Below are 23,387 nucleotides of genomic sequence, written 5' to 3' on the forward strand. Positions count from 1 at the left end.
GCTGAACGGCGCCCCGCCGACCGGCCCTTCACCGCGGCGGCTGGCGAACGGCCGTAGCGGGCGCGGTGGTTACCGGCCCTCGTGAGCCGCCCGCCGCGAGGCGCCCGCACTGAGCTCGCGCCGCCGCCGCTCCACCAGCTCGCGGCGCCGCCCCTCCTCGGCGTCCGCCTGCGGGTTGCGCGCCTTCCAGTAGGGGTTGTCGTGCGGCAGCCGCCCGCTGACCCGCCCGTACATGCCGAAGGTCATCAGCACCAGCCCCACCGCGAAGCTGAAGATCACGTTCGGCATCCCGAAGTTGAGGACGTTGGCCTCCGTCTCCAGCAGCGCCAGGTTGACGAAGCCGCTGAGCACGAACGCGACCCCGATCAGCAGGTTCAGGGAGGAGGCGACGTTGCCGCCCCTCAGCATCCCGGCGAACAGCAGCAGCCCGACCACGATGGACAGCAGGCCCAGCGCGCCGTTCGTCTTCAGCCCCCACACCGACTCGTCGCCGGTGTCGAACATCCCGATCCCGGCCGTCACGCCCCGCACCCCGAAGATCACCAGGCCCAGGCCCATCAGCCCGGCCCCGATCCGGTAGACGCGGCTCAGCCGCCGGTCCACCGGCAGGTGCTCGTCCAGGCGGGCGCGGCGCAGCAGGCCGCGCGGCCCGGTGTGCGGCAGGCGGGGCTCGTCCCGCGCGGTGTACGTGGCCATGGCACCCGGCCTCCTCGGTTCAGCGGTTCGGCGCTGGTTCGGCGCTCACGTCGGAGGCCCCGGGTACCCGCCCTGGCCCGGCCCTACCGCGGCCCGCGGATGTCCTCCACGACGGCGGCGACCACGGCCCGCACCGCCTCCGTCTCCAGCAGGAACGCCCAGTAGTCGGGGTGCCGCCCGCCCTCCTCCAGGCCCGCGACGGCCCGCTCCAGGCGTTCGACCGCGGCGTCCAGCGGCCCGGCGTGCCGCGGCTCGGGCACGCTGCGGCCCGTCATCGCCAGCCGCTGCGCGTCCCGGATCACGAAGCGTGTCCGGTCGATCTCCTTGCGCGGGTCGAAGGAGACCTCGTTCAGCCGCCGCAGCCGCTCCCCGGCCGCCGAGACGGCCTCGTCGGTGCGGCCCAGCAGCGCGTGAACGGCCTTGATCGCGTCCGTCGCGTCGCCGAAACGCTGCTCCTCCCGCGCGCGCCGCGCCTGGCGCAGCCGCTCCTGCGCCTGCCGCACGGACGCCTCCGCCTGCTCGGGCACGCGCTGCAGGTCCTGCCAGCAGGCCGCGCTGAAGCGCCGGCGCAGCTCGCTGAGCACCGGCTCCACCTGCCCGGCCCGGGTGGTGATCGCCTCGGCACGGGTGCGCAGGCTGGCCAGCCGGCGGTCGATCTCCTCGGCCCGGGCCGGCAGCCGCCCGGCCTCCGCCGCGATGGCACCGGCCCGGCGCAGCACCTCCTCGGCCCGCCGGATCGTCGCCTGCACGCCGTGCCGCCCGGCGCCCTCGTTCAGCCGCCGCAGCTCGGGGCCCAGCGCGGCCAGCGCCGCGGCCTGCTCCTCCGCGCGCAGCCCGGCCGCCCGCGCCGCGTCCAGCGCCCCGGTCGCCTCGCGCAGCGCCTGCCGGGCCCGCTCCACGGCGGGCGCCACCTGCGCGAGCTGCGACTCGGCGCGCTCCAGCAGCGGCGCGATGCCGCGGGCGTAACGCTCCAGCTCGCCCTTCGTCTCCAGCAGCCGCTGGCGGGCGGCCAGCAGCGCGTGCCTTGCGCGGTTCGCCGTGTCCGCGTCGAGCGCCGGGCCGTCGAGGTCGTGGGCGTCCACGACGGTGATGTACTCCTGGCTGGCCGCGTCCACGCGCGCCCCCAGCGCCCCGAACTCGGCCGCGGCGCGCGCCGCCTGGGGCGTGTCCTCGGCCGCCGTGACGGTCTCCACCGAGATCCTGAGGTCCCGCTGCGCGGTGTCCAGCTCGTAGAACGCGGAGGCCGCCGCGTCCTTCGCCTCCTGCGCCGCCGCCCGCAGGTCCTCCGTGCGCCCCCGCCCCCAGCGCCGCGTCCCGCCCCCGGCGAACGCCCCGGCGAACACCCTGGCAAGCAAGGCCCCGAGCAGCACAACAACCCTCACGCGGCCCATTCTCCCATCCGGCTCGCGGTTTACGGGGGGCTACGCCGCGCCGTGTAGTCTGAGACACCGATCCCCGGGTGCATAGCTCAGCGGTAGAGCGCCGCCCTTACAAGGCGGATGTCGGCGGTTCGAACCCGTCTGCACCCACTCCGCCGCGGTCGCCGCCGCCGTCGGCCAGGGCGCGGTCGCAGGTCACGCAGTACCGGCCCTCCTCCCAGGCGGCCAGCGCGTCGCGCGCCCGCTGCAGAGTCCTGCCGGTGTACACGCCGAACCCGATGCCGCCCGCCATGAGCAGCAGCCCGAGCAGGAGCCCCCCGCCCCCGGTCAGCGCGAGCAGGGCCCCCACGGCGACCATCAGCCCCGCGAACCAGTACTGCCCCTCCGGCACCACCGGCGGCGCGACCACCCCCCGCCCGGGCGCCTCCCTCGGCAGCGACTCCAGCACCCGCCGATTCGTCCAGACCTCGCAGTTCCCTTTGTCGCAGGGCCCGTTGCCCATCTTTCCCTCCCGCCTCGCCCGGTCGCCCCGGAAACTTACGACGCCCCGCGCGCGGGGACCAGTCAACCGGCGGAACGTCCGGCCGAAGGAGGGTCGTTCTCCAGGCGTGCCGTGACGCGTTCGAAGACTCGCGTCAGCAGGTCCAGCTCTGTCGGCGTCAGGTGGTCGAGGAACAGGTGGCGCACCGCTTCGACGTGCCGGGGGGCCGCGGCCTCGATCGCCTCGCGGCCCGCCGGGGTGATGACCACCCAGGCGCCCCGGCCGTCCTCGGCGCACTCCTCGCGGGCCACCAGGCCGCGCTTCTCCATGCGGGTGACGTGGTGGGACATCCGGCTCTTCTCCCACTCCACGGACCTGGCCAGGTCCAGCAGGCGGTGCCGCCCGTCGGGGGTGTCGGTCAGGCCGACGAGGACCGCGTAGTCGGGGCCGGAGAGGCCGGACTCCGCCTGGAGCAGGCGTGACAGCCGGCCGTCCAGCCTGAAGTGCACGGCGAGGTAGCTCCGCCAGGCGCGCTGTTCCGCCGGGGTCAGCCAGCGCGGTGCCGCGCCCGGCTCGCCCTTCTTGTCCATGCGGAGGAGTGTAGCCGGGATGGTTGATGGGTCACCTATGCGCGGAAGGAGGTTGACGCGTCAACAGAAGTGGTTGATGCTTCACCTATATGCGGCGCCGCATCTCATCGGACCCGTCTCACTGGGGAGAACCATGAGCATGTCACCGAAGACCGGCCTCGACGCACTGCTGACGCCGGAGGAGAGCGCTCTGGTGCTGATCGACCACCAGCCGTTCCAGTTCGCGAACCTGCACAGCCACGACCCGGCGCAGATCGTCAACAACGTGGTCGGGCTGGCCAAGACCGCCAAGGGCTACGGCGTCCCCACGATCCTGACCACGGTTCTGGAGGAGCGCGGCGGCCACCTGATCCAGCCGCTCCAGGACGTCTTCCCCGACCAGAAGCCGATCAACAGGACGTTCATCAACACCTGGCAGGACCAGCGCGTGGTGGACGCCGTGAAGGCGACCGGGCGCAAGAAGCTGATCATCGCGGGCCTGTGGACGGAGATCTGCGTGGCCATGCCCGCCCTCCAGGCGGCCGGCGAGGGCTTCGACGTCTTCGTCGTCACCGACGCCTCCGGAGGCGTGTCCGCCGAAGCCCACGACATGGCCGTGCGGCGCATGGTCCAGGCCGGGATCGTCCCGATCACGTGGATCGCGGTCAGTGGCGAGCTCCAGCGCGACTGGGCGCGGACGGGGGCCATCACCCCCGAGGACCAGCTGGCGCTCATGGCCCACACCGGCGGCACCGGCGTCGCGTTCGCCTGGGAGATGCAGCTTCTCAACACCCCCGCCCCGGCCCCCGGGGCCTGAGCCCCGGCTGCCCCCGCCCGGCCCACGGACCGGGCGGGGGCCCCGCCTCAGCCCAGGGCGTTCAGCGCGAACTCCCAGGGAAACGCCCGCGCGTCGCCCCGCTTCGGCGGGTGCGGCTCGCCCGGGGCGAATGCCACGCGCACGCCCTGCTCGCGCAGCGTCTCCACGGCCCGCCGTCTAGCACGAACGGACGGGGCGCCCGGTCAGCTCCTCCAGCTCCCCGGGTGATCAGGACGCGGCGGTCGGTGACCATGGCGGTGCGGTATTCGGTCCAGTCGGGGTGCTCGCCGGCGGCGCGGCGGTGGTAGGTGACCAGGGCTTCGACCCCGGGGGAGTGGGGGTCGGTGGCGGGGCCGGTGAGGGTGGTGGTGCCCTCGACGAGCCAGGTTGAGACCCAGAACTGCAACCGGAACCTCGGTCTACTTGTCGGCTTCGGGGCCGTACCACTGAAGCGCCTGCCCGGTTACCGTCGCGACGCACTCGAGGTCTCGATCGCGATGCAGCAGAGTCAGACCCTGCAACTCGGCCGTGGCGGCTACGACGAGGTCCACCGGGCCCGCGCTGCGGTGTTGGCCGCGCTGGGTCAAGGCGTCCTGGACCTGCCATGCGCGGTCGTACGCGCGGTCGTCGACCGGTACCCATCCGAACAGCAGCCGCATGTCCTCGATGCCCTGTTCGCGGTCGGCGGCCGAGCGGGCGCTGTAGAAGAATTCCAGCTCAGTGATGGGGCATAACGCGATGAGTCCGGCCGCGGCGGCCTGGTCCCAGCCGTACTGTTCCGCGTCGCTGTGCATGAACCGCGCCAGGGCGCTGGTATCGATGAGGAACTGCGCGGCGTTCACCGTCGGTAATCCCGCTTGTCCTCGAAGAGGCCCAGGTCGAAGGCGCCCTCCCCGGCCGCAGCCCGTAGCCTGGTGAGCGCGAGCGCCCGCCGCCGGTTCTCCAGCACCTCGCGCAGGGCGGTGTTGACCGTCTCCTTCTTCGTGCCCGTCCCCAGCGCCCTGGCCACCTCGGCGACCAAGTCGTCATCAAGATCGATCACAGTCCGGCTCATCGATGCACCACCTTTGATATCGCAGACTCATTAAAGTATATCGCGCATGGCATCATGGTGTCGTGCCCTCCGGCGCCGCCGCCTCGCCAAGATCGTGAACGGTTGCATCCGGGGCACCCGCACCTCAACCACCTCACACAGCGTGACCAGCGAGCCCACCGGCGTGGATTTCCCGGACCACGGCGTTGAACGTCTGGGCCCGTTCGGGGAGTTCGCTGCCCTTGGGCTTCCTTGACCGGGTGGCGGAAGCCGCCAGCGGGGGGGTGGTCAGGACGTGAGGTCCGCGCCGTAGACGTGGGAGATCGTGAGGGTGATCAGAACGCGGCGGTCGTTGACCATGACCGTGCGGTATTCGTTCCAGTCGGGGTGTTCGCCGGCGGCGTGGCGGTAGTAGGTGACCAGGGCTTCGACCTCGGGGCCGTGGGGGTCGGTGCCCGGGCCGGTGAGGGTGGTGGTGCCTTCGGCGGTGGCCCAGGCGCGGCCGTCGGGGCGGGTGACCTGGAGGGCCGCGCGGGGGTCGCGGCGGAGGTTGGCGGTCTTGGCCAGGCCGTGGCGGGTGGAGATGAGGATGACGCCCGCCTCCCGGTCGTAGAAGGGGAGCACGGGCGAGAGTTGCGGGAGGCCGTCCGACTTGATCGTGGCCAGGACGCCGAGGCGGCTGGAGGCCAGCAGCGCGTGCGGGTCGAAGGGGGTCGCGGTCATGCCGTCATCTTCTCCCGCCGCGCGTCCGGGCGTTGCTCACCGGGTGCCCATGTCGAGCGTCCAGTAGTGGCCGCCGGGGCCGCCCTCGTGGTGGGCGAAGCCGAATTCCTGGGCCGCGCAGTTGAGGATCAGGTTGCGGTGGCCCCAGTTCCACCGCTCGTCGTCCTGCATCCAGAAGCGGACGGCCGCCTCGGCGGTGGGGAAGCCGGTGGCGACGTTCTCCGCGCGGAAGGCCGTGTATCCGGCCTGGCTCATCGGCTCGCCGTCCTCCCAGGCCAGCTTTCCGCCGGGGCCGCGGTGCATATTGAGATCGTCGTTGACCCACTCGATGGGCTGGCCCGCCAGAAAGGCGTTGTGCGCGCGGGCGATCTCCTGAAGCTGCGAGGAAAGGGTCAGCGCGCTGGGGCAGGCGCTCATCGAGGCGCCCGAGGCGTTTCCGTTCGGCGGGTATTTCTCCGGGTGCAGGCGGGCGTCGTTGATCAGGTCGAAAAGCTGCTGGTCCACGGTGTTCCTGCGTTTCCCGATCCGCTTGATGACGCGAATCTTCCCTATGCGACGCGGGAGGCGGCGTATGGCCTTGATGGGCGTGGTGGAGCTATCCATAAGCCCAGGCTAAAACGGGGAAGGGTGATCTTCCAACGGGGAAAGTTTCTTTTCGAACCAGTGGTGGGCGTACGGCTCCTCGTTGAATGCGGGCACTTCCTCGAATCCGAAGGAGCGGTAGAGGCCGATCGCGGCGGCGAGCGCCCTGTTCGTGTCCAGACGCAGGGCGGAACGGCCGTGGCGGGCCGCGCGCGTCTCCAGCTCGGACAGGAAGCGGCGGCCCAGGCCCAGGCCCCGCGCCTGGGGGGCGACCCACATCCGCTTGACCTCCGCCGGGGCGCCGGGCGGCAGCTTCAGCCCCGCGCAGCCCACCGGCTCGCCGTGCAGCCGGGCGACGAGGAACAGGCCGCGCGGCGGCCGGAGTTCGCCCGGGTCGGGCAGCAGGCTGCGGGCGGGGTCGAAGCCGGTGTCGAGGCGGCGGGCCAGCTCGGCGGCGAAGGCGCCCAGGCAGTGCCGGGCGTCCGGGTGGTCCGGGTCCACCTCGTCGAGGGCGACCGTGGCGGCGGTCAGCAGCCGGTCCACCTCGGCCATCGCCGCGACCAGCCGGGCGCGCTGGCCCTCGTTGAGCGGCGCCAGCAGGGAGCCGGCCAGCTCGTCGCTGCGCCGGTCCAGCACGGCCCGCTCAGCCCGCCCGGCCTCGGTGAGCCGGACCGTGCGCACCCGCCGGTCCCCGGGGTGGGGCTCGACCGTCACCAGCCCGTCGCGCTCCAGGGCGCGCAGCAGGCGGCTGACGTAGCCCGAGTCCAGGCCGAGGCGGTCGCGCAACCGCCGCACGTCCCGGCCCTGTTCCCCCACCTCCCACAGCAGCCGGGCCTCGCCGATGGGCCGGTCGCGCCCCAGGTAGCGGTCGTGGAGCACGCCCACCCGCTCGGTGACGGCGCGGCTGAAGCGCCGCACCTGCTCGATCCGCGCCGCGTCCGCCGCCGCGTTCTCCGTCACGCTCTCGTCCATATCTCTGACTTTAGTCAGAGAGTGGCCCGGCCGTCGAGGTGGTCTCCGTGGCGAGCCAGGTGAGGTAGGCGTCGCTGCCGTGGGTGATGTCGGCGGCGATGATCTCGGGGGTGTCGTAGGCGTGGGCGGCGCGGAGGTGGGCCTCCGGGGCCTCGTAGCGCGCCGCGGGGGTCTTGAAGAGCACGCGCCACTCCTCGTCGGTGCGGATCTCGCCCTCCCAGCGGTAGACGCTGGTGACCGGCCCGTCGGCCTGGGCGCAGGCCGCGACGCGGGCCTCGACGGGGGAACGGGCCAGGGCGAGCGCCGCCTCGCGGCTGTCGGTCGTGGTCAGGACGGTGAGGTGGCCGGTCATGCCGCAGCCTTTCGGGAGAGGGGTGGGGTCAGGTGAACGCCCGGCGCCGGGGCGGTCGTCCGGCCGCGGAGGGTCAACGGCCCGCGCGCGGCAGGGGCTTGGCCATCACGAGCTGGCACGTGTCGCCGTCCGGCAGGGGCGGGCCCGGCTCGTCGGTGCGCACGAAGCCGCAGCGTTCGTACAGCGCGATGGCGGGGGCGTTGCCCGGAAGCACCGCCAGGCGCAAGGCCGTTCCGCCGGAGTCGCGTGCCCACCGCTCGACCTCGGCCAGCAGCGCGGCGCCGACGCCCTGCTCCCGCGCGGCCGGGGCGACCCACACCGACCGCAGCTCGCGCAGGCCGCCCTCGCCCGGAACGCCCGAGGCCAGGCCGAGGGGCGCGGCGGAGGGCCCGAGAGCGACCGGATTGCGGAAGCCGGGCAGGGACAGGCGGGCGCGCCAGCGCTCCTCGCCGCCGTGCGGCCAGTCGGCCGGGCGGGAGGTGAACGCGTGCGGCGCCTCCGTCAGCGCCGCCAGGCGGGCGTCGCGCCACAGCGGCCAGTCCTGGGCGGTCAGGGACTTCAGGCGCACCATGCCCCGGAGTCTCGCATGTCCGCTTCGCGCCCCCGCGCTGTCACCCGGCGCGCAGGCCGCGGGTCCGGCGTGCGCGCCCGGCGAGGGGATTGCGAACATGACTGTTCGCAGATGTGGGTAGCCCCCTAGCATCCGCAGGACGGCCGGGGGACGCCGTCGGCGAGCGATGTGGAGGGCCCATGCGCATCAGGACACTGTCGGCCGTACTGGCCGCGACGGCCTTGGTGTCGGTGGCGACGGCAACCTCCGGGACGGCAACGGCCGCGGCGGGGGCGGCCGTTGCGGCCCAGGACGGGGACTGCCCGGAGCGGATGATCTTCGAGGCCGGCGGGCACCTCGACCCCGGCGCGCGGGTCTACGACGCGAGCAACGCCACGCTGCCCGAGGGCGTGGAATTCACGCAGATCCACTACTCCGCCTCCATCTGGCCCTACCCCGGCGACCCCGAGCCGATGGACCGGTCCGTGGCCGAGGGCACCGCGACGCTGCTGGACGCCGTCCGCGAGCACCACGCCGCCTGCCCCGCCACCCGCCTGACCATCTCCGGCTATTCGCAGGGCGCGATCGTCGCCGGGGACGCGCTGGAGGCCCTCTCCCGCGACGAGGCGATCCCGCACCGGCAGATCAACGGCGTCCTCTACGGCGACCCGCGCCGCGTCGGCGTCAACGGCGGGCCCGGCGGCATCCAGGGCAACCTGCCCGGCATCATCCCCGGCCTGACCATGCAGGGAGAGCGCGGCTTCGGGGACCTGCGGGTGCGGCAGTACTGCAACACCAACGACGGCATCTGCCACTCCGAGAACCTCCTCACCAACCTGGTGTGCTTCGCCAACGGCGTCGTCGGCTACTTCGAGGGCGACCACGACTACGTCATCGACCCCTACCGCCACGGCGGCACGGGCGACGTCCTCATCGAGCAGCCGCCGCGCATCGCGGCCTGCGGGCCGCCGCTGCCGATCCAACTGCCCACGCTGTGGGAGCTGTTCAACGGCAACGCCCGCGCCGCGGGGCGCGCGCTGGACGAGCTGCGGGAGGTGCTGTGGCCGCTCCTGCCGGAGGAGATCCGGGCGGCCCTTCACCGGCTGCTGCCCCCGGAGGCGGCGCCCTGAGACGGCCCGAGGGGGGCCACGAGCCGGGCACCGGCTGCCGCCGGCCGCCCGGCTCCCCGGCTGGGCCGCGTCCCGGGCGCACTACGGGCCGGGCGCGGCTCGGCCGGTGGCTCGGCACGGGGGCAACGGCCGGGTGCGGATCGGCACGGGGCAACGACCCGGTGGGGGCGGGTCGGCGTCGCGACCGGACCCGGCTCGGCCGGGGGGACGGGCGGGCGCCCGCGACGGCGTCGGCCTTGGTCGCGGCGTCGCCCATGGCGACGGCGTCGGGGCCGGCCGAGCCTCGGGCCGCAGGCTCGGGGCGCGCGGAGACCGCGCCCCGGCGGGCGGCCCGCCCGGCCGTGCGTCCGAAAACCGCGGCCTTCCCGCTCCCGCGTCAGTCCAGCAGGCGTGTCGCCAGCGTCGCCAAAGGGGCCTCCAAGGCGCGGAGGCCGTCGAGGTCGTTGGAGACCAGGCGGGCGGTGACGAGTTGGGCCGTGGCGGCGACCAACGCCGCGCAGGCGAAGCGGCGGTCCTCCGTGTCCGCGCCGAAGAGGGCCGCGATGGTGTCCGCGAAGCGCCGCTGGTTGGCCTGGCGCCGCTCGATCGCCTCGGGGCCCGCGGCGTAGACCTCGACCAGGAACAGGCGGGCCAGCGCCGGGCGTTCGGCCAGGGCGTCGAGGTAACGGCCCAGCAGCGCGCGGAAGGTCTCCGACGGCGCGGCAGCCGGGCCCTCCGGAGGGTCGAGCACCCCGGCCAGGTCCTCGGTCGCGGCGTCCAGGGCCTGCACGAAGCAGTCCTGCTTGGAGCGGAACTGCTGGTAGAACGTCTCCCGCGAGACGCCCGCGCCCCGGATGATGTCCGCCACGGACGTTCCCGCGTAGCCCTGTTCCAGCATGGCCTCCGCCATCGCCGCGAACATCCGCATCCGCTGGGAGCCGACGACCTGCGCCCGGGTGAGCCGGTGGCGCCCGCTGGGCAGCGGGCCGGCGGGGGGCGGCTCGGCCGCCGCGCCCTCAGTCCTCGCGCGGGCCGCCCCCGACGCCTGCGCCGCCGCCTCTGCCTCCGCCACCTCTGCCTCCGCGCTCCGGGTCCGGCTCCAGGCGCAGTGTAGTGATCGTGGTCGCGAGCATCTGGTAGTGGCCCACCAGCAGCAGGAACTCCACGGCCTGCGGCTCCGCCAGGTGCGCGCGCAGCGCCGCCCAGGCCGCGTCGTCCAGGTCCTGCCGCGCGTCCAGGGAGTCCACGGCGGCCAGCAGCGTGCTTTCGCGCTCCGTCCAGCCCTCGGCCTGCGGTCCGGCGACGACCCGCTCGACGTCCGCCGCCGTGACCCCGGCGCGCCGCCCCAGCCGCACGTGGTGCTCGAACTCGTAGGCGCAGGAGCGCAGATGGGCCACCCGCAGGATGATCAGCTCGGACTCGCGGCGGGGCAGGGTGCCGCGCGGCATCAGGCGGGAGGCGAAGCGCAGCCAGCCCTTGAACAGCCGGCGGTTGTGCCCCAGCGTGAGGAAGAGGGCGGGCGGGGCGGTCCCGGCCACGCGGCCGGATACGCGGCTGAACGCCCAGAGCAGCACGCCGAGTTCGCGTCGGCCGCCGGGGGCTATGCGGGGGGTGGAGGCTGTGCCGGGCAGGGGTGCGTCGCTCATTGTGTTTTCCTCTTCGCTTCTCCGCCCGCGCGGCACGGCGCGCCTATCGTCCTCGCCTGCGGCCCGGCAGCCGCGCGTGCGTCGCTCATCGGGCCTCCCGGGGCGCGCCGGTGGTGGACGGGTCGGTGGCCGCCGCCGTCGTCGGCGCCGTCGCCGAGCCGAGGACGCGGAAGGCCACGCGGCTGAGGAGCCGCATCACCACAGCGTAGAGCGGGGGCGCCACGCGCTGAAGGAAGTGCAGCACCCGGACCTGCCGGGAGGTGTGCACGAGGTAACGCCCGCGGCGGACCCCGTCGAGAATGGCCTCCGCCACGGCCTCGGGCGTTGCCGCCCGCCGCCGGAACGCGGCCTGGAAGCGGCGGAAGGCCGGGCTGCGCCGGTCCACGCCGACGATCTCCACGGTCTCGGTCAGCGGCGTGTTCACCGCGCCGGGGCAGACCAGGGTCACCCCGATCCGGTGGCGGCGCAGGTCGAAGCGCAGCACCTCGCTGACGCCGCGCAGCCCGAACTTGCTCGCGCTGTACGCCGCGTGCCATGGCAGGCCGAGCAGCCCGGCCGCGGAGGAGACGTTCACCAGGTGCCCGCCGCGCCCGGCCTCGATCATCGCGGGCACGAAGGACTCGATGACGTGAATGGGGCCCATCAGGTTGACCTCGACCATGGCGCGCCAGTGCCGGTTCTCCAGCGTCTGGACCGTGCCCCAGGTCGAGATGCCCGCGACGTTCATCACCACGTCCGCGGCCCCGCCCTCGGCGTGGATCTCCTCGGCCATCGCCCGCACGGCGGCGTGGTCGCTGACGTCCGCGGCCCGCGCGTACGGCACGGTGCCGCCCGCGGCCCTGATCTCCGCGGCCGTCGCCTCCAGCCCGGCGGCGTCGAGGTCGGTGAGCAGCAGCTCCGCGCCCTCGGCGGCGGCCCGCAGCGCCGTGGCCCGCCCGATCCCGCCTGCCGCCCCGGTGACGAACACGCGGCGCCCGGCGAGGTCCAAGCCCCCTGATCGACGACTCATGCGGCGCAGGCTAGCAGTTCATGAACACTGCTGTACATGGAGCCTCCGTGCAGCCCCGCCCGTGGCGGGGCGCCCGCGCGGGCGGTCAGGGTCAGGGGGCTCCGGATGCCGGCGGTGCCACCGCGGACGGACGCCCCTCGTTCGCCAGCAGCGCGCTGTACGCGCCCTCCGCCGTCCGGCCCGGAGCCGTCCCGGGCGGAGCGTGGCCCAGAAAGGAGGCCGTCGTCCCGTCGTGCAGTATCCGCCCGCCCTCCAGAACCGCGACGTGGTCCGCCTCCTCGGCGAGGTCCCCCACGTCGTGGGTGGACATCAGCACCTGCACATCCCCGCGCAGCCCGGCCAGGATGTCGCGGAACACGCGGCGCTGCCGCGGGTCCATCCCGGCCGTCGGCTCGTCCAGGAGCAGGATGCGGGCGCCGTGGACGAGTGCGGCGGCCACGCCCACCCGGCGGAGCTGGCCGCCGGAGAGGCGGCCGGTCTTCTCCCCGGCCCGGTCGGCGAGTTCGACGCGGCGCAGGGCGCTCGCCGCTCCCTCCCAGGCGTCGGCCCTGGAGAGTCCCTTGAGCCAGCCGACGTAGGCGACGTACTCGCGGGCGGTCAGCGAGGGCAGCGGGGTGACGGTCTGAGGCAGCCAGGCGACGGCCCGGCGGTATGGTGCGGAGGCGAAGCCCAGCTCATCGCAGGTGACCGTCCCGGCGGTCGGCCGGATGACGGAGGCGGCCAGCTTCAGCAGCGTCGACTTGCCCGCGCCGTTCGGACCCAGCAGGATCGTCAGCCCGGCCGGGAGCCGGTAGGTCACCTCACGCAGCGCGGGGCTGCGGCGCCGCCGGCGGTACGCGTAGGTGCAGGCGGTGAACTGGAGGGTCATGTCGGGCTCCTCGGGCCGCGCAGCAGGGCGGCCAGGCCGGTGATGAGGACGAGGGCGGTGCCGAGAGCCGCGTGCGGCGCCCCCGGTGGCTCGGGCAGGATCGCCCACGCGTACGGATCCCCGGCGCTCCGGAAGCCGATCAGGACCACGGCCAGGACCCACGCCACCGGCACCATGACGGCGGGCTGCCCCGCGAAGGGCCGGACGCACAGCAGCAGCCCGGTGAGGAACGCGGAGTTCCGGCCCGCCGCCGCGACGGCGGCGGAGTCCAGGGCCGCGCCCAGCCCCAGGCAGAGGGCCACGGCGGCGAGCGTCACCGAGGCGACCAGGAGGGCGTCCATGGCCCGCACCGGGCGGACGCCGGACGCCTCGGCGGGCGGCAGCCGGGCGTCCAGGCAGAGTGCGACGGACGCCACCAGCGGGATCGGCGCGAACAGCATCACCCGGGTCTGGCCGGTGCTGCCGCTGCCGGAGATCGTCAGTGAGGGCAGCGCGGCGGAGCCGTCCTGGATCACCAGCGCCAGGAGCGCCAGCACCGTCAGGCCGAGCGGCAGGGCCACGAGCGCCCGCCGGGCCTTCAGCCACCAGATCACGCCTCCGCCCCGCAGGCCGCGGCGAGCGACCGCCGGTACCAGCGCACCTGCTCGGCCGGGGACGTTTCCAGGACCTCGGCGACCTCCGCGCGCAGGGCCTCGCCCCGGGCCCGGTCGTAGTACGGGTCCCCGCGCAGGAACTCCTCCAGCACCCCGGCGACGCCCGTCCGTTCGGCCGCCCACAGCATGACCAGCCTGCCGGTGCGCGGCTCGGGACGGGAGCAGGGGAAGTGCAGGGCCTCGTCCACCACGCGGTAGCGCACCGTGCCCTGGCGCTCGCCTGTGGTCAGACCCAGGCGCCAGGTCTCCGGAGTGGACGGCCGGGCGTAACGGCCGTCGGCCAGCGAGTCGGTCACCGTGTCCGGCGCGCGGGGAACGATGCCCAGGTCGACGAGGTCGGTCAGGGCCGAGGCCACCTCCTCCCGGACGGCGTGGACGTCGCGCGCCGTTGCCTGCGGCATGCACACGCGCGGAGCCTCGCCCGCGCACCGCATCGCCACCTGCCCGGTGGCCAGCGGCGGGTGCGTGCCCCAGTCGCGGGTCACCGAATACGCCACCGAGACGCACGCGGCCAGCAGTGCGGCTCCCAGCGCCAGGCGGGGCAGGAGGCGCAGCCCGGGAACCCACAGGAGGGCAACGGCCAGGGCCACACCGAGTGTCGGCAGCGCCTGGGCGGCCAGCGAGGTCCACGTCGCGGTCTCGCCGAACACCAGCCGGGTCGGGTACTGCCCGAGGGTGTGGCGCCGCCACGGGACCGAGGTGGCCCGGGAGGTCGCCACGACCAGCCAGACGGCAACGGCCATGACCGGAGCGACGATCACGCGGGGCAGGTGCCGCGCGGCTGCGAAGCCGACGACGGCGTGCGCCGCGCTCAGCAGCAGGCCGAGCAGCAGGGGGCCCAGGGCGGAGGGTGCGGGCAGCGCCTTGCCCTGGATCAGGGCGAGGGAGACGGGCAGGAGCAGCATGAGCCAGGCCAGCGCCACGACCGGTGCCAGGGCCTGAGCGGCCACGGCGTACCGCGAGCGCGCCGGAGCCAGCTCCCAGACGGCACCGCGGGCCAGGCGCCCGCCCTCCCAGGCACCCAGGGCCGCGGCAACGCCGTAGGCCAGGGCGTAGGAGGTCTGGAGCGCCGCCGACACGAGGGTCGGGGCGTAGCCGAGATCCTGCCGCAGCGCCGCGTCCGAGGTGACGTTGACGTAGTAGAACAACGTCAGCCCCACCGTGAACGGAAAGGCCCACAGGGCGCTGCTGGAGCGCAACAGGGTGCGAGTTCTCACGGATTCCTCATGTGACACGGCGGCGTGGGAGCGTGGGGCCCCCGGCCGCCTGGCCGGCCGGGCTGTCCGGCGGCTAGGGGGTGGTGTCGACCCAGACGTCGCTGACGAACAGCAGGCAGCAGGAGCCGCCGTTGGCGATCCGGTCGGTCTCGAAGTAGTAGCTGCCGGGCGACAGGCCGGTCCAGATCCCGGTGCTGACCTCATCGGGCCGGAAGCAGGCCGTCGCGCGCCTGGTCTCACCCTGCTGGTCGTCGGGCCAGAAGGAGATGTCCTCCCACAGCTGCACGTCGACCAGGTCCTGGTTTCCCCACTGCTGGCTGCACCCCTCGAAGGAGACCCCCGTGTTCGACTGGTCGTCCCAGCGGCGGGACTGCTCGCCGTCGGTCCAGCTGTGGATATAACTGGACCAGTCGGCGTGGGCGGCGGGGGCGTTGAGAAGCCCCAGCAGGGCCACGGCCGCGGTGGCGAGGGCCGAGCGGCGCACAAGGCGGGCAGGACGCACGGGTCACTCCAGTCGGATCGACGGGGCTGAGGACGGCTGGTCTGCACTTTTCCTTCATGACGTGAAGGGCGCGTGGGGGGCTCGGGCCGCACGCAGGTTATCCATCCAGTGACGCTCAGGCAATATCCCGTCGTCGAGAAGGTGAACAACTGCCGTGAGTTGAGGGGGTATCAGGCAAGACCGGCGGCGCCGCGCCCGGGTGACCAGGAAGCTGTTGGGCCCCGTGGTGCCAGACTGCCGCGCATGGTGGCTCTTCTGGATGGCGCCCCGGTCGGGGGCAAGGCGCTGCGGGCGCTGGCGCTCGTCAACTACGGGCACTTCACGACGATGCGGGTGGACGGGGAGGGCCGGGTGCGCGGGCTCGGGCTGCACCTGGAGCGGCTGGAACGGGACTGCCGGGCGGTGCTGGGCGCCGCGCTCGACCCGGGCCGGGTGCGGCGGGAGGTGGCGGCGGCCGTTCGGGGAGAGGCCGGGGCGGTGGTGGCGCGGGTGACGGTCTTCGACCCCGAGCTGGGAGTGGGGGAGCCCGAACGCCCGGCGCGGCCACGGGTGTTGGTGACGACGCGCGCGGCCGGGGCGGGGGAGCCGGGGCCGTTGCGGGTGCGGTCCTGCGTCTTCGCGCGGGAGGCGCCCTCGGTCAAGCACGTGGGGCTCTTCGGGGCGCTCCACCAGCGCCGGGCGGCGCGGCTGGCGGGCTTCGACGACGCGCTGTTCACCGGCCCGGACGGGCTGGTGTCCGAGGGGCCGACGTGGAACGCGGGCTTCGTGGCGGAGGACGGCACGGTGGTGTGGCCCCGGGCGGAAGCCCTGCCCGGGGTGACGAGCGCGCTGCTGCGGCGGGACGTTCCGCACGAGGCGGCGCCGGTCCGGGTGGGCGAGCGCCGCCTCGTGGCGGCCTTCGCGACGAACGCGGCGGTCGGCGTCCGCCCGATCGCCTCCGTGGACGGCCGGGAGCTGGACGCCGCGCACCCGGTGCTGGAACGCCTGCGCGCGGCGTACGGGGCGGTGCGGGCCGAGTCGTTGACGTGAGCGGGCCACGACGCCCTTGCCGGGCCGGGGCCCGTCCGCCGCTCCCGGGGACCCGGCCCCGGCCTCCGGGCTTCGGGCCCGGGCCGCTGCCCGCAGCCCCTGCCGCAGAGCGGCCCTGGCGGGCGGCCCTGCGGGCCGGCCTCCCCGCGTTGCGGTTGCCAGCCCAGGGCCCCGGGCCCCATGGCCCGGGCAGTGCGGCCCCCGCGCCCCCGCCGCCGTGCGGTTTCAGCGAGCGGCCTGGCGGGCCCGGCCCGCCCGTCCCTGTCCGGTCGCCCGGCCGTCCGGGCCCGCCCCGGCCGTCCGGCGGCCCGCCCCGCCACCCCCCCACCGCGGGCAGCGGTCAGCGCAGCGCGTACGCCCGGATGATCGTCTGTTCCACCGTGTTGCCGTCCGCGTCGGCCGCGCGGGCGCGCAGGGAGACGTGGCCCGTGTCGGGATGGTGCAGCAGGGCGCGGCCCGCGACGACGGGGACGCGCTGCCAGTGCGCGCCGTCGTCGTAGGAGACCTCCACCCCCAGGGAGGCGAGGGCGGCCGGGGCGGAGCCGGGGTTGCGCTGCACGCTCACCGGGACCGCGAACCACCCGTCTCCGCGCGCCGAGTTGGCCGCGTCCAGGCGGGGGGAGAAGCGGACGGCCTGGAACGGCAGCGCGTCCGTGCGGCCGTCGTACTCCGCCTCCCACACCGCGCTCACCCGGGTCGAGGTCTCCGCCACCGACCGGGTGGCCTCCGTCTCCACCCGGTACCGGCCCGCCGGCTGCTCGCCCTCGATCCGGCACTCGATGGCGTTGGACTCGCACACCTCAGCGCCGTCCCGCTCCACCAGGATGTGCGCGCTGTCCAGCAGCGAGGTGCCCACGGCGTCGGCGGACTGCCCGAACAGCGGGACGCGGAACGCCATCCCGCGGCACGGAATCCGCTTCGCCCAGGTCGTCTCCGAGCCCTCGGGGCCGGGGCCGGGCAGCGAGGGGCCGAAGACCGCGCCGCCGTTCCAGCGTTCCGCGTAGTGCCTGCCGGGCCGGTAGTCCAGGCCGCGCAGCTCCTGCGTGGCCTCGGCGGGCGGCGGCGGGCTGCCGGGGGCCGGCGGGTTGCCCTGGGACAGCTCCGCGAACCACCGCACGCCCTCGGCCGAGTACAGCTCCTCCCGGGTGTGCGGCAGGGACATCGGCAGCCCGCGGCCCGGCATGAGCAGCGTCGGTCCCTCCGCCGCCGTCGAGACGCCCAGGGCGGACTTGGTGGCCGAACGCCCGGAGCCCTGGGGCAGGTGCTCCGCCCGCACGCAGGCCAGCTCGGCGTCGGTGACCCGGCGGGTGCCGGTGGAGGGCCGGTCCGGCGTGAACCACGCCAGGTGGTAGGCGTAGGGGGAGTCCGCGAAGCCGCCGTCCGGGCCCCGTGCCGCGAACGTCGCCCGACGGCCGCCGGTGAAGCGGCCCGCCGGGGCGTCGGGCCCGAGCTGGGCGGTGCGCACCCGGTCCAGGTCGGGCGCGTCGATCATGGTCCAGAAGACGCCCCCGTCCTCGCCCGCCGCCGCCATGCCGAACGCGGCGTGCACCAGGGAGGCGTCCTCGCGTTCGACGTCCACGGCGACCGGCCGGGCCGTGCGGGCGTCCACCGTGAGGGTGCGGTCGCCCGCGATCTCGATCCACGGGGCGATCACCAGGTCGAGCGTTCCCCCCTGCCGCGGGTCGCCCTCGCGGATCTCCGTGGTCAGCGTGTAGGCGCCGCGCGGCAGGCGCAGGCGGACGGTGCCGCTGGGGTCCGAGACGGGCTCGACGCCGGGCAGTTGCCCCGCGTAGGCGCCGGGCATGACCGAGAAGTCGCCGGAGGGACGGCCGTCCCGGCCCAGGACGTGGATGGTCACGTCGTAGCTCTCCGCCTCGCGGACCACGCCCAGGGGCGTGGTGACGGAGGTGCCGTCCGCGCCGGTGGCCACCACGCGCGCGGTGTGCGCGCCGTCGCGCAGGCCCTCGCCGCGGGTGTCGGCCGTGACGGCAACGTCCGCGGTGCCGCCCGCGGGAACGGTCAGCCGGGTCTCGGAGAGGGTGAACGCCGCGCTGGGCGTCCCCCCGGGACCGGCCGCGTCGGTCACGGCCAGGTCGAGCGTGACGTCGGCCTCGCCGGTGTTGCGGTACGTCAGGGTGCGGGCGACCGGCTCGTCGTCGGCGTGCGGCCAGGCCGCCTGCCCGAAGGCGAGGGAGGGCTGCTCGGGGAGAACGCTCTGGGTGATCGCCCGGGAGAGGTCGGCCAGGCCGGCGCCCTGCTGGTGGGCGGAGGCGCCGGGCACGGGCCGGGCCGAGGCCATCAGCGCGGCCTTGACCTGCGCCGGGGTCCAGTCCGGGTGCTGCTGGAAGAGGAGGGCGGCGGCCCCGGCGACGTGCGGGGAGGCCATGGAGGTGCCGGTGCCGGAGGCGTGGGTCTCGTCGGGGTCGCCGAGGTTGCTGTCGGAGGAGCGGGCGGCGACGATGCCGACGCCCGGGGCGAGCAGGTCCGGCTTCACGGCGTGGTCGCCCAGGCGCGGACCCTGGCCGGAGAACGGCGCGACCGCGCCATCGCGGTCCACCGCGCCCACCGCCAGGGCGGCCTCGGCGCTGGCGGGGGAGCCCAGGGTGTACGGGCCGCCCTCGCCGCTGTTGCCCGCGCCGGTGACGAACAGCGTGCCGTTCTGCTCGGTCAGCCGGTTGACGGCCTCCTCCAGCAGGTCGGTCCTGAGGGTGTCCGGGCCGCCGCCCCCAGGGGCGGCCGACGCCTTGAATTCACCAGCGGCGAGTCGTTCACGATGCGGCCCCACACGGTCCTCTACGCACCCGCACCGTCCGCCCCGCAGGACGCCCACGCGCCCGCACCCGCTGACGAGGCTGAACCCGCGCCGCCGACGATTGAGAATCCAAGGCATGAGACGTGACCGGTGGCAGGTCCGAGCGCAATGTGACGTTCGCGGACCTCGCCGCCGTGGTGGAGTGCGAGAAGGGGCCGTTCTTCGTCAAGGCGATGCGCAATCGGCCCGGCGGCCGACGAGACTCCATCGTCCGGGAGGAGGTGATCAATCCGTTCGTGCGGGCCGTCTCGCCCGCACTGCTGTGGGCCGCCTACGACGACCACTGGATCGCCCTGGGGTTCGAGATCGTGGACGGCAGGCGCGCGAATCTCCGGCCCGGGTCGCCGGATCTGCCGGCGGTCGTCGGGCTTCTCAACGCGAGCGCCGAGCTGGAGTGTCCCGACGCCGCCCGCGACTGGCCGGAGACCCGCTGGGACCGCTTCGCAGCCACCGCGGGCGAGGCCGAGCTGTTCCGGGGCGACTCGCTGCTCCACGCCGACATCAACCACACCAACCTGCTGATCGGGGACCGGGCCTGGGCGGTGGACTGGGGCTGGCCGACCCGCGGTGCGGGGTTCATCGATCCGGCCACGCTCGTCGTCCAGCTCGTCTCCGGCGGCCACACCCCGGAGGCTGCCGAGTCGTGGGCGGCCCGCTGCACGGCCTGGTCGGAGGCCGCCCCCAAGGCCATTGACGCCTTCGCCGCCGCCGAGGTGCGGATGTGGCGCGAGATGGCGGAACGGCGCCCCGGCCGGCCGGCCCGCAGGGCCCTGGCGGACGCGGCCGAGGCATGGGCCGAGCACCGCGGCGTCGCGGGCCTGTGACGGGACCCCGCGCGGGCGAACGGCCTTTCCGGGCGGGCGTCGAAACGGGCAGTTTCTGCGGGAGTTGTCGGTTCTCGGTGACGGCGCAGACCTCGGGTTGCGGCCCTGAAGATAGCCGTCCGGCGGCGGTGGCCGCACCAGCCCACCATTAGGTAGCCTGAAGCTGTATAGTGCGACTCGTGGCGGTTGCTCTGCGCTCGAATGCCGGCGTTACGTTCCAGTGCGCCTTCCACGTGGTGTGGTGCCCGAAGTACCGGCGTCGCGTCCTAGGTGGAGGGATCGAGGCACGGCTCAAGGAGATCATCAGGGAAGTCGTCACTGAGAAGGGCGCGTGGCTGGTCGAGTTGGAGGTCATGCCGGACCACGTTCATCTCTTGGTGGAGGTCGATCCGCGGTTCGGCGTGCACCGGCTCGTGAAAGCAATCAAGGGGCGGTCCTCCCCCGTACTGCGGGAGGAGTTCCCGGCGCTGAAGTCGCGCCTGCCCACGCTGTGGACCAACAACTACTTCGTGGCCACGGTCGGCCAGGCACCGCTGGAGGTGGTGAAGAAGTACGTCGAGAACCAGAAGAACGTATGAGCTGAGAGTGGGAGTGTCCCATGCTGGCTGGCCGGAAGTATCGCTTGCGCCTCACCCCAGAGCAGGCCCGGATGGCGGAGGAGTTCGGCAGTATCTGCCGGTCGGTGTGGAATACCGGCCTCGAACAGCGCCGGGAGTACCGGCGGCGCGGGGCGTGGATGAACTACGTCCCCCAGGCCGCCGAACTCGCCGACGCCAAGCGTGAACACGAGTGGCTGCGCGCCGCCCCCTCGCACGTCCTCCAGCAGACCCTGAAGGACCTCGACAGGGCATGCAGGACCCATGGCACGTTCAAGGTCCGCTGGCGTTCCAGGGCCCGCTGGAACCCCTCGTTCAGGTTCCCCGCCGGGAACCTCATCACCGTCGAGCGGCTGAACCGCAAGTTGGGCCGCGCGAAGCTGCCCAAGCTGGGCTGGGTCGCCTTCCGCTGGTCCCGCCACCCCGGCGGTGAGGTCCGCTCGGCCACCGTCTCCCGCAGGGCCGGGCACTGGTACATCTCCTTCCTCGTCGAGGACGGCGTTCTCACCCCCGGACACCACGCGGGCACACCCGTCGGGGTCGACCGGGGTGTCGCCGTCGCGGCGACGACGAGCACTGGCAACGTCCACGACCGCGAGTTCACCACCGGAGGGGAGAGAATCCGGTACCGGCACCTTCAACAGCGCCTGGCCCGCACTCATAAGGGCTCGGCGAACCGCCGCAAGACCCTCGCGTCCATGAAGCGGAACATGGGCCGGGTCACCGACCGACGCGCCGACTTCCACGCTCAGCTCGCGAACCAGCTCACCACCCGCCACAACGTGGTCGTGCTGGAGGATCTGCGCACGAAGAACATGACCGCCTCGGCCAAGGGCACCAAGGCGGAGCCTGGCCGCAACGTCCGCCAGAAGGCGGGACTCAACCGGGCGATCCTCGACAAGGGCTGGCACCGCATGGAGCGGGCCATCCGCAACGCAGCACGCTCGACCGGAACCGAAATGGTCCTGGTCAACCCCGCGTACACATCGCAGACGTGCAACCGGTGCGGGCACGTGGACCCGAAGAACCGCAAGAGCCAAGCGGTCTTCGAGTGCACGGCCTGCGGCCACCGGGACCACGCCGACGTCAACGCCGCGAAGAACATCCTCAGCGCCGCAGGGCATGCGGTGCCAGCCTGTGGAGACCTCGCCGTTGGGCGGTCGATGAAGCAGGAACCCCCGGGACCCCGCGAGGCAGTACCGGTCCAACTCGCTTCCCAGCTCGTTGGAATCCCCCGGCGTTAGCCGTAGGGAGGAAGTCAACACAGTCGTGAGGACCCCACGCAATGAGGGAGAGACGCCGTGAACGGTGAAGCGCCGGTGGATCTGCGAACCGATCAGCCGCACTCCGCCCGGATGTACGACTATCTGCTGGGCGGCAAGGACCACTACGCCGTGGACGTGGAGGCCGCGGAGAAGGCGCTGGCCTCCTTCCCGCTGCTGCGCACCGCCGCCCGGGAGAACCGCAAGTTTCTGGGGCGGGCCGTGCGTCACCTGGTCGAGGAGGCCGGGATACGGCAGTTCATCGATCTGGGCTCGGGGCTGCCCACCGCCGAGAACGTCCACCAGGTCGCGCAGCGCGTGGACCCCGCCTCCCGGGTCGTCTACGTGGACAACGACCCGATCGTGCTCGTGCACGGCAGCGCCCTGCTGGCGAAGAACGCGCAGACCGCCGTCGTGCAGGGCGACATCCGCGACCTGGGGGCCGTCTTCGAGCACCCGAGCACGCGGCGGCTGATCGACTTCAGCGAGCCCGTCGGCGTGCTGGCCGTGGCGATCCTGCACTTCGTCGGCGACGACGAGAACCCGGCCGGGATCGTCCGCACGCTGCGCGAGGCGGTGCCCGCGGGCAGCCACTTCATCCTCTCCCACGCGACGGCGGACATCGCGCCCGAGGCGGCGCTCGGCGTCCAGACCGCCTACCGCGCCCAGGGCGTTCCGCTGACCCTGCGCACCCGGGAGGAGTTCGCGGTCTTCTTCGACGGGCTGGAGCTGATAGAGCCGGGCATCGAGGTGGTCAGCGAGTGGCGGTCGACCGTGCCGGAGGCGGAACGGCCGGCGCACGCCGACGTGTCCTGGTACGGCGGCATCGGCCGCCAGTAGGGCGGGGAATGGCTGCCGCGGCGGCTCCTGCCGGGGGCGGGGGCCGCGCGGCAGGCCGGGTCAGGTCGTCGGAAGGGACTCCGCGGCGGGCGCCCCGGCGGGCGGAGCGGCCGGGGCCTCGGCGGCCGTGGCCGGGCGCAGCAGGCGGGCGGCGACCACGCCGGCGGCGAGCAGGGCCAGCAGCGACAGGCCGGTGGAGATCCAGCTCGCGCCGAGCAGTTGGCCGCCGAGGTAGCCGATGCCGACGCTGTAGGCGGTCCAGGCCACGGCGGCGACGGCCGACCAGGGCAGGAAGTCCCGGGCCCGCCGCCGGGCCACGCCCGCGCCCAGGCTGACCACCGCGCGCCCGGCCGGGGCGAACCGGGCCAGCACCACCAGCGGGCCGCCGCCCCGGGCCAGGGCCGTCTCGACGCGGGCCTGGGCCGCGGCCAGTCGCCGCGAGCGGGCGATGACGCGGGAGAAGCGCGGGCCGCCGCGCAGCGCGAGCCGGTAGGCCAGCAGGTCGCCGGCCACGGACGCGGTGGTGGCGCACAGCACCAGCAGGAAGAGCTGCGGCAGGTGCGTGTCCGCGTCGGGGGAGGGGAGCCCGGCCACGTCGGCCGCGGTGCCGGCCGCCACGGTCGCGGCGGTCACCACGAGGGCGCCGCTGGGCAGCACGGGGACGAAGACGTCCAGCAGGATCGACAGCGCGATGATCACGTAGATCCAGGGTGCATAGAGCAGTATCCCCAAGGTCTCCTGCACGATGCTCCCCGTTGTTCTTCCAGCTGTCCCTGTGATGTCCACGTGTCCGGCACGGGGCGGGACGCATGGAGCACGCGGCGCGCGGAGGGGCGCGTGCCTTACCAGACGCGCCCTTGCGTAAG

26 protein-coding genes, 1 tRNA gene and 1 pseudogene are annotated in these 23,387 nt (G+C 74.2%); 8 read left to right on the top strand and 20 right to left on the bottom strand.

Features of this window, described 5'->3' with window-relative positions; genetic code table 11:
- Positions 1 to 69: 69 nt before the first annotated feature.
- Both RM780_RS03590 and RM780_RS03595 read right to left on the bottom strand, forming a co-directional pair.
- Positions 70 to 696, bottom strand: coding sequence for a DUF4383 domain-containing protein (locus tag RM780_RS03590; RefSeq protein WP_311628970.1), 627 nt, complete (start codon positions 694 to 696; stop codon positions 70 to 72).
- Between the two features lie 83 nt (positions 697 to 779).
- Complete coding sequence (locus RM780_RS03595) at positions 780 to 2,087, bottom strand: coiled-coil domain-containing protein (protein ID WP_394812878.1); 1,308 nt, start codon at positions 2,085 to 2,087, stop codon at positions 780 to 782.
- Positions 2,088 to 2,153: 66 nt separating this feature from the next.
- Here RM780_RS03595 and RM780_RS03600 point away from each other — a divergent pair.
- Positions 2,154 to 2,225 (top strand) — tRNA-Val (locus RM780_RS03600).
- Positions 2,226 to 2,639: 414 nt separating this feature from the next.
- Here the strand turns inward: RM780_RS03600 and RM780_RS03605 are convergent.
- A complete protein-coding gene (locus RM780_RS03605) occupies positions 2,640 to 3,146 on the bottom strand; it encodes a MarR family winged helix-turn-helix transcriptional regulator (protein WP_311628972.1) in 507 nt (168 codons plus the stop codon).
- A 133-nt stretch (positions 3,147 to 3,279) separates the two neighbouring features.
- Here RM780_RS03605 and RM780_RS03610 point away from each other — a divergent pair, with 133 nt between their 5' ends.
- Positions 3,280 to 3,942, top strand: a complete 663-nt coding sequence (locus RM780_RS03610) for a hydrolase (protein WP_311628973.1) — start codon at positions 3,280 to 3,282, stop codon at positions 3,940 to 3,942.
- A 223-nt stretch (positions 3,943 to 4,165) separates the two neighbouring features.
- On the opposite strand, the pseudogene RM780_RS03615 reads toward RM780_RS03610, so the two are convergent.
- From RM780_RS03615 to RM780_RS03650, 8 genes and pseudogenes are all read right to left on the bottom strand, one after another.
- Positions 4,166 to 4,318, bottom strand: a pseudogene (locus tag RM780_RS03615) (PPOX class F420-dependent oxidoreductase); the annotation flags it as partial.
- Positions 4,319 to 4,361: 43 nt separating this feature from the next.
- Complete coding sequence (locus RM780_RS03620) at positions 4,362 to 4,784, bottom strand: PIN domain nuclease (RefSeq protein WP_311628974.1); 423 nt, start codon at positions 4,782 to 4,784, stop codon at positions 4,362 to 4,364.
- Positions 4,781 to 4,996: a type II toxin-antitoxin system VapB family antitoxin gene (locus tag RM780_RS03625; protein WP_311628975.1), complete on the bottom strand. Its 216-nt coding sequence runs from the start codon at positions 4,994 to 4,996 to the stop codon at positions 4,781 to 4,783. The genes RM780_RS03620 and RM780_RS03625 overlap by 4 nt, the downstream gene beginning before the upstream one ends.
- 267 nt (positions 4,997 to 5,263) lie before the next feature.
- The gene (locus tag RM780_RS03630) at positions 5,264 to 5,698 is read right to left on the bottom strand and encodes a PPOX class F420-dependent oxidoreductase (protein ID WP_311628976.1); all 435 of its coding nucleotides are present in this window, start codon (positions 5,696 to 5,698) and stop codon (positions 5,264 to 5,266) included.
- Between the two features lie 36 nt (positions 5,699 to 5,734).
- Positions 5,735 to 6,301: a CAP domain-containing protein gene (locus RM780_RS03635; RefSeq protein ID WP_311628977.1), complete on the bottom strand. Its 567-nt coding sequence runs from the start codon at positions 6,299 to 6,301 to the stop codon at positions 5,735 to 5,737.
- Between the two features lie 9 nt (positions 6,302 to 6,310).
- The gene (locus RM780_RS03640; protein ID WP_311628978.1) at positions 6,311 to 7,252 is read right to left on the bottom strand and encodes a bifunctional helix-turn-helix transcriptional regulator/GNAT family N-acetyltransferase; all 942 of its coding nucleotides are present in this window, start codon (positions 7,250 to 7,252) and stop codon (positions 6,311 to 6,313) included.
- Between the two features lie 10 nt (positions 7,253 to 7,262).
- Complete coding sequence (gene cutA / locus RM780_RS03645) at positions 7,263 to 7,604, bottom strand: divalent-cation tolerance protein CutA (RefSeq protein WP_311628979.1); 342 nt, start codon at positions 7,602 to 7,604, stop codon at positions 7,263 to 7,265.
- A gap of 73 nt (positions 7,605 to 7,677) precedes the next feature.
- Positions 7,678 to 8,175, bottom strand: coding sequence for a GNAT family N-acetyltransferase (locus RM780_RS03650; RefSeq protein ID WP_311628980.1), 498 nt, complete (start codon positions 8,173 to 8,175; stop codon positions 7,678 to 7,680).
- Positions 8,176 to 8,354: 179 nt separating this feature from the next.
- Between RM780_RS03650 and RM780_RS03655 the strand changes: the two genes are divergently transcribed.
- Positions 8,355 to 9,284 (top strand): cutinase family protein, encoded by a 930-nt coding sequence (locus RM780_RS03655; protein WP_311628981.1) that lies wholly within the window; start codon positions 8,355 to 8,357, stop codon positions 9,282 to 9,284.
- 376 nt (positions 9,285 to 9,660) lie between these two features.
- On the opposite strand, the gene RM780_RS03660 is transcribed toward RM780_RS03655, so the two are convergent.
- The 7 genes from RM780_RS03660 to RM780_RS03690 all read right to left on the bottom strand — a co-directional run bounded on the left by RM780_RS03660 (position 9,661) and on the right by RM780_RS03690 (position 15,158).
- The gene (locus tag RM780_RS03660; RefSeq protein ID WP_311628982.1) at positions 9,661 to 10,335 is read right to left on the bottom strand and encodes a TetR/AcrR family transcriptional regulator; all 675 of its coding nucleotides are present in this window, start codon (positions 10,333 to 10,335) and stop codon (positions 9,661 to 9,663) included.
- The gene (locus RM780_RS03665; RefSeq protein ID WP_311628983.1) at positions 10,280 to 10,909 is read right to left on the bottom strand and encodes a carboxymuconolactone decarboxylase family protein; all 630 of its coding nucleotides are present in this window, start codon (positions 10,907 to 10,909) and stop codon (positions 10,280 to 10,282) included. The genes RM780_RS03660 and RM780_RS03665 overlap by 56 nt, the downstream gene beginning before the upstream one ends.
- Positions 10,910 to 10,994: 85 nt before the next feature.
- The gene (locus RM780_RS03670; protein WP_311628984.1) at positions 10,995 to 11,918 is read right to left on the bottom strand and encodes an SDR family oxidoreductase; all 924 of its coding nucleotides are present in this window, start codon (positions 11,916 to 11,918) and stop codon (positions 10,995 to 10,997) included.
- A 91-nt stretch (positions 11,919 to 12,009) separates the two neighbouring features.
- On the bottom strand, positions 12,010 to 12,786 hold the full coding sequence (locus RM780_RS03675; protein WP_311628985.1) for an ATP-binding cassette domain-containing protein: 777 nt from the start codon (positions 12,784 to 12,786) through the stop codon (positions 12,010 to 12,012).
- Positions 12,783 to 13,379: a hypothetical protein gene (locus RM780_RS03680; RefSeq protein ID WP_311628986.1), complete on the bottom strand. Its 597-nt coding sequence runs from the start codon at positions 13,377 to 13,379 to the stop codon at positions 12,783 to 12,785. The genes RM780_RS03675 and RM780_RS03680 overlap by 4 nt, the downstream gene beginning before the upstream one ends.
- Complete coding sequence (locus tag RM780_RS03685; RefSeq protein WP_311628987.1) at positions 13,376 to 14,656, bottom strand: DUF7224 domain-containing protein; 1,281 nt, start codon at positions 14,654 to 14,656, stop codon at positions 13,376 to 13,378. Before RM780_RS03685 ends, RM780_RS03680 begins: the two co-directional genes overlap by 4 nt.
- A gap of 73 nt (positions 14,657 to 14,729) precedes the next feature.
- The gene (locus RM780_RS03690) at positions 14,730 to 15,158 is read right to left on the bottom strand and encodes a hypothetical protein (RefSeq protein WP_311628988.1); all 429 of its coding nucleotides are present in this window, start codon (positions 15,156 to 15,158) and stop codon (positions 14,730 to 14,732) included.
- Between the two features lie 243 nt (positions 15,159 to 15,401).
- Between RM780_RS03690 and RM780_RS03695 the strand changes: the two genes are divergently transcribed.
- On the top strand, positions 15,402 to 16,187 hold the full coding sequence (locus RM780_RS03695; RefSeq protein ID WP_311628989.1) for an aminotransferase class IV: 786 nt from the start codon (positions 15,402 to 15,404) through the stop codon (positions 16,185 to 16,187).
- 340 nt (positions 16,188 to 16,527) lie between these two features.
- Here RM780_RS03695 and RM780_RS03700 read toward each other — a convergent pair whose 3' ends face one another.
- A complete protein-coding gene (locus tag RM780_RS03700; RefSeq protein ID WP_311628991.1) occupies positions 16,528 to 18,972 on the bottom strand; it encodes a S8 family peptidase in 2,445 nt (814 codons plus the stop codon).
- Positions 18,973 to 19,082: 110 nt separating this feature from the next.
- Here RM780_RS03700 and RM780_RS03705 point away from each other — a divergent pair, with 110 nt between their 5' ends.
- The 4 genes from RM780_RS03705 to RM780_RS03720 all read left to right on the top strand — a co-directional run bounded on the left by RM780_RS03705 (position 19,083) and on the right by RM780_RS03720 (position 22,521).
- Positions 19,083 to 19,823 (top strand): protein kinase, encoded by a 741-nt coding sequence (locus RM780_RS03705; protein WP_311628992.1) that lies wholly within the window; start codon positions 19,083 to 19,085, stop codon positions 19,821 to 19,823.
- Positions 19,824 to 20,002: 179 nt separating this feature from the next.
- Positions 20,003 to 20,401 (top strand): IS200/IS605 family transposase, encoded by a 399-nt coding sequence (tnpA, locus tag RM780_RS03710; protein WP_311628993.1) that lies wholly within the window; start codon positions 20,003 to 20,005, stop codon positions 20,399 to 20,401.
- Between the two features lie 20 nt (positions 20,402 to 20,421).
- On the top strand, positions 20,422 to 21,663 hold the full coding sequence (locus RM780_RS03715; RefSeq protein ID WP_311628994.1) for an RNA-guided endonuclease InsQ/TnpB family protein: 1,242 nt from the start codon (positions 20,422 to 20,424) through the stop codon (positions 21,661 to 21,663).
- A gap of 75 nt (positions 21,664 to 21,738) precedes the next feature.
- The gene (locus RM780_RS03720) at positions 21,739 to 22,521 is read left to right on the top strand and encodes an SAM-dependent methyltransferase (protein ID WP_311628995.1); all 783 of its coding nucleotides are present in this window, start codon (positions 21,739 to 21,741) and stop codon (positions 22,519 to 22,521) included.
- Positions 22,522 to 22,581: 60 nt separating this feature from the next.
- Here RM780_RS03720 and RM780_RS03725 read toward each other — a convergent pair whose 3' ends face one another.
- On the bottom strand, positions 22,582 to 23,265 hold the full coding sequence (locus RM780_RS03725) for a DedA family protein (RefSeq protein ID WP_311628996.1): 684 nt from the start codon (positions 23,263 to 23,265) through the stop codon (positions 22,582 to 22,584).
- Positions 23,266 to 23,387: the final 122 nt, after the last annotated feature.

Source organism: Streptomyces boetiae, assembly GCF_031845405.1.
Classification (GTDB): Bacteria; Actinomycetota; Actinomycetes; order Streptomycetales; family Streptomycetaceae; genus Streptomyces; species Streptomyces boetiae.

What these genes read in the sequence shown, in the direction of transcription:
- RM780_RS03590 (WP_311628970.1), bottom strand. Translation starts at nt 696, where the DNA reads ATGGCCACGTACACCGCGCGGGACGAGCCCCGCCTGCCGCACACCGGG.
- RM780_RS03595 (WP_394812878.1), bottom strand. Translation starts at nt 2,087, where the DNA reads ATGGGCCGCGTGAGGGTTGTTGTGCTGCTCGGGGCCTTGCTTGCCAGG.
- RM780_RS03605 (WP_311628972.1), bottom strand. Translation starts at nt 3,146, where the DNA reads ATGGACAAGAAGGGCGAGCCGGGCGCGGCACCGCGCTGGCTGACCCCG.
- RM780_RS03610 (WP_311628973.1), top strand. Translation starts at nt 3,280, where the DNA reads ATGAGCATGTCACCGAAGACCGGCCTCGACGCACTGCTGACGCCGGAG.
- RM780_RS03625 (WP_311628975.1), bottom strand. Translation starts at nt 4,996, where the DNA reads ATGAGCCGGACTGTGATCGATCTTGATGACGACTTGGTCGCCGAGGTG.
- RM780_RS03630 (WP_311628976.1), bottom strand. Translation starts at nt 5,698, where the DNA reads ATGACCGCGACCCCCTTCGACCCGCACGCGCTGCTGGCCTCCAGCCGC.
- RM780_RS03635 (WP_311628977.1), bottom strand. Translation starts at nt 6,301, where the DNA reads ATGGATAGCTCCACCACGCCCATCAAGGCCATACGCCGCCTCCCGCGT.
- RM780_RS03640 (WP_311628978.1), bottom strand. Translation starts at nt 7,252, where the DNA reads ATGGACGAGAGCGTGACGGAGAACGCGGCGGCGGACGCGGCGCGGATC.
- cutA (WP_311628979.1), bottom strand. Translation starts at nt 7,604, where the DNA reads ATGACCGGCCACCTCACCGTCCTGACCACGACCGACAGCCGCGAGGCG.
- RM780_RS03650 (WP_311628980.1), bottom strand. Translation starts at nt 8,175, where the DNA reads ATGGTGCGCCTGAAGTCCCTGACCGCCCAGGACTGGCCGCTGTGGCGC.
- RM780_RS03655 (WP_311628981.1), top strand. Translation starts at nt 8,355, where the DNA reads ATGCGCATCAGGACACTGTCGGCCGTACTGGCCGCGACGGCCTTGGTG.
- RM780_RS03665 (WP_311628983.1), bottom strand. Translation starts at nt 10,909, where the DNA reads ATGAGCGACGCACCCCTGCCCGGCACAGCCTCCACCCCCCGCATAGCC.
- RM780_RS03670 (WP_311628984.1), bottom strand. Translation starts at nt 11,918, where the DNA reads ATGAGTCGTCGATCAGGGGGCTTGGACCTCGCCGGGCGCCGCGTGTTC.
- RM780_RS03675 (WP_311628985.1), bottom strand. Translation starts at nt 12,786, where the DNA reads ATGACCCTCCAGTTCACCGCCTGCACCTACGCGTACCGCCGGCGGCGC.
- RM780_RS03695 (WP_311628989.1), top strand. Translation starts at nt 15,402, where the DNA reads ATGGTGGCTCTTCTGGATGGCGCCCCGGTCGGGGGCAAGGCGCTGCGG.
- RM780_RS03715 (WP_311628994.1), top strand. Translation starts at nt 20,422, where the DNA reads ATGCTGGCTGGCCGGAAGTATCGCTTGCGCCTCACCCCAGAGCAGGCC.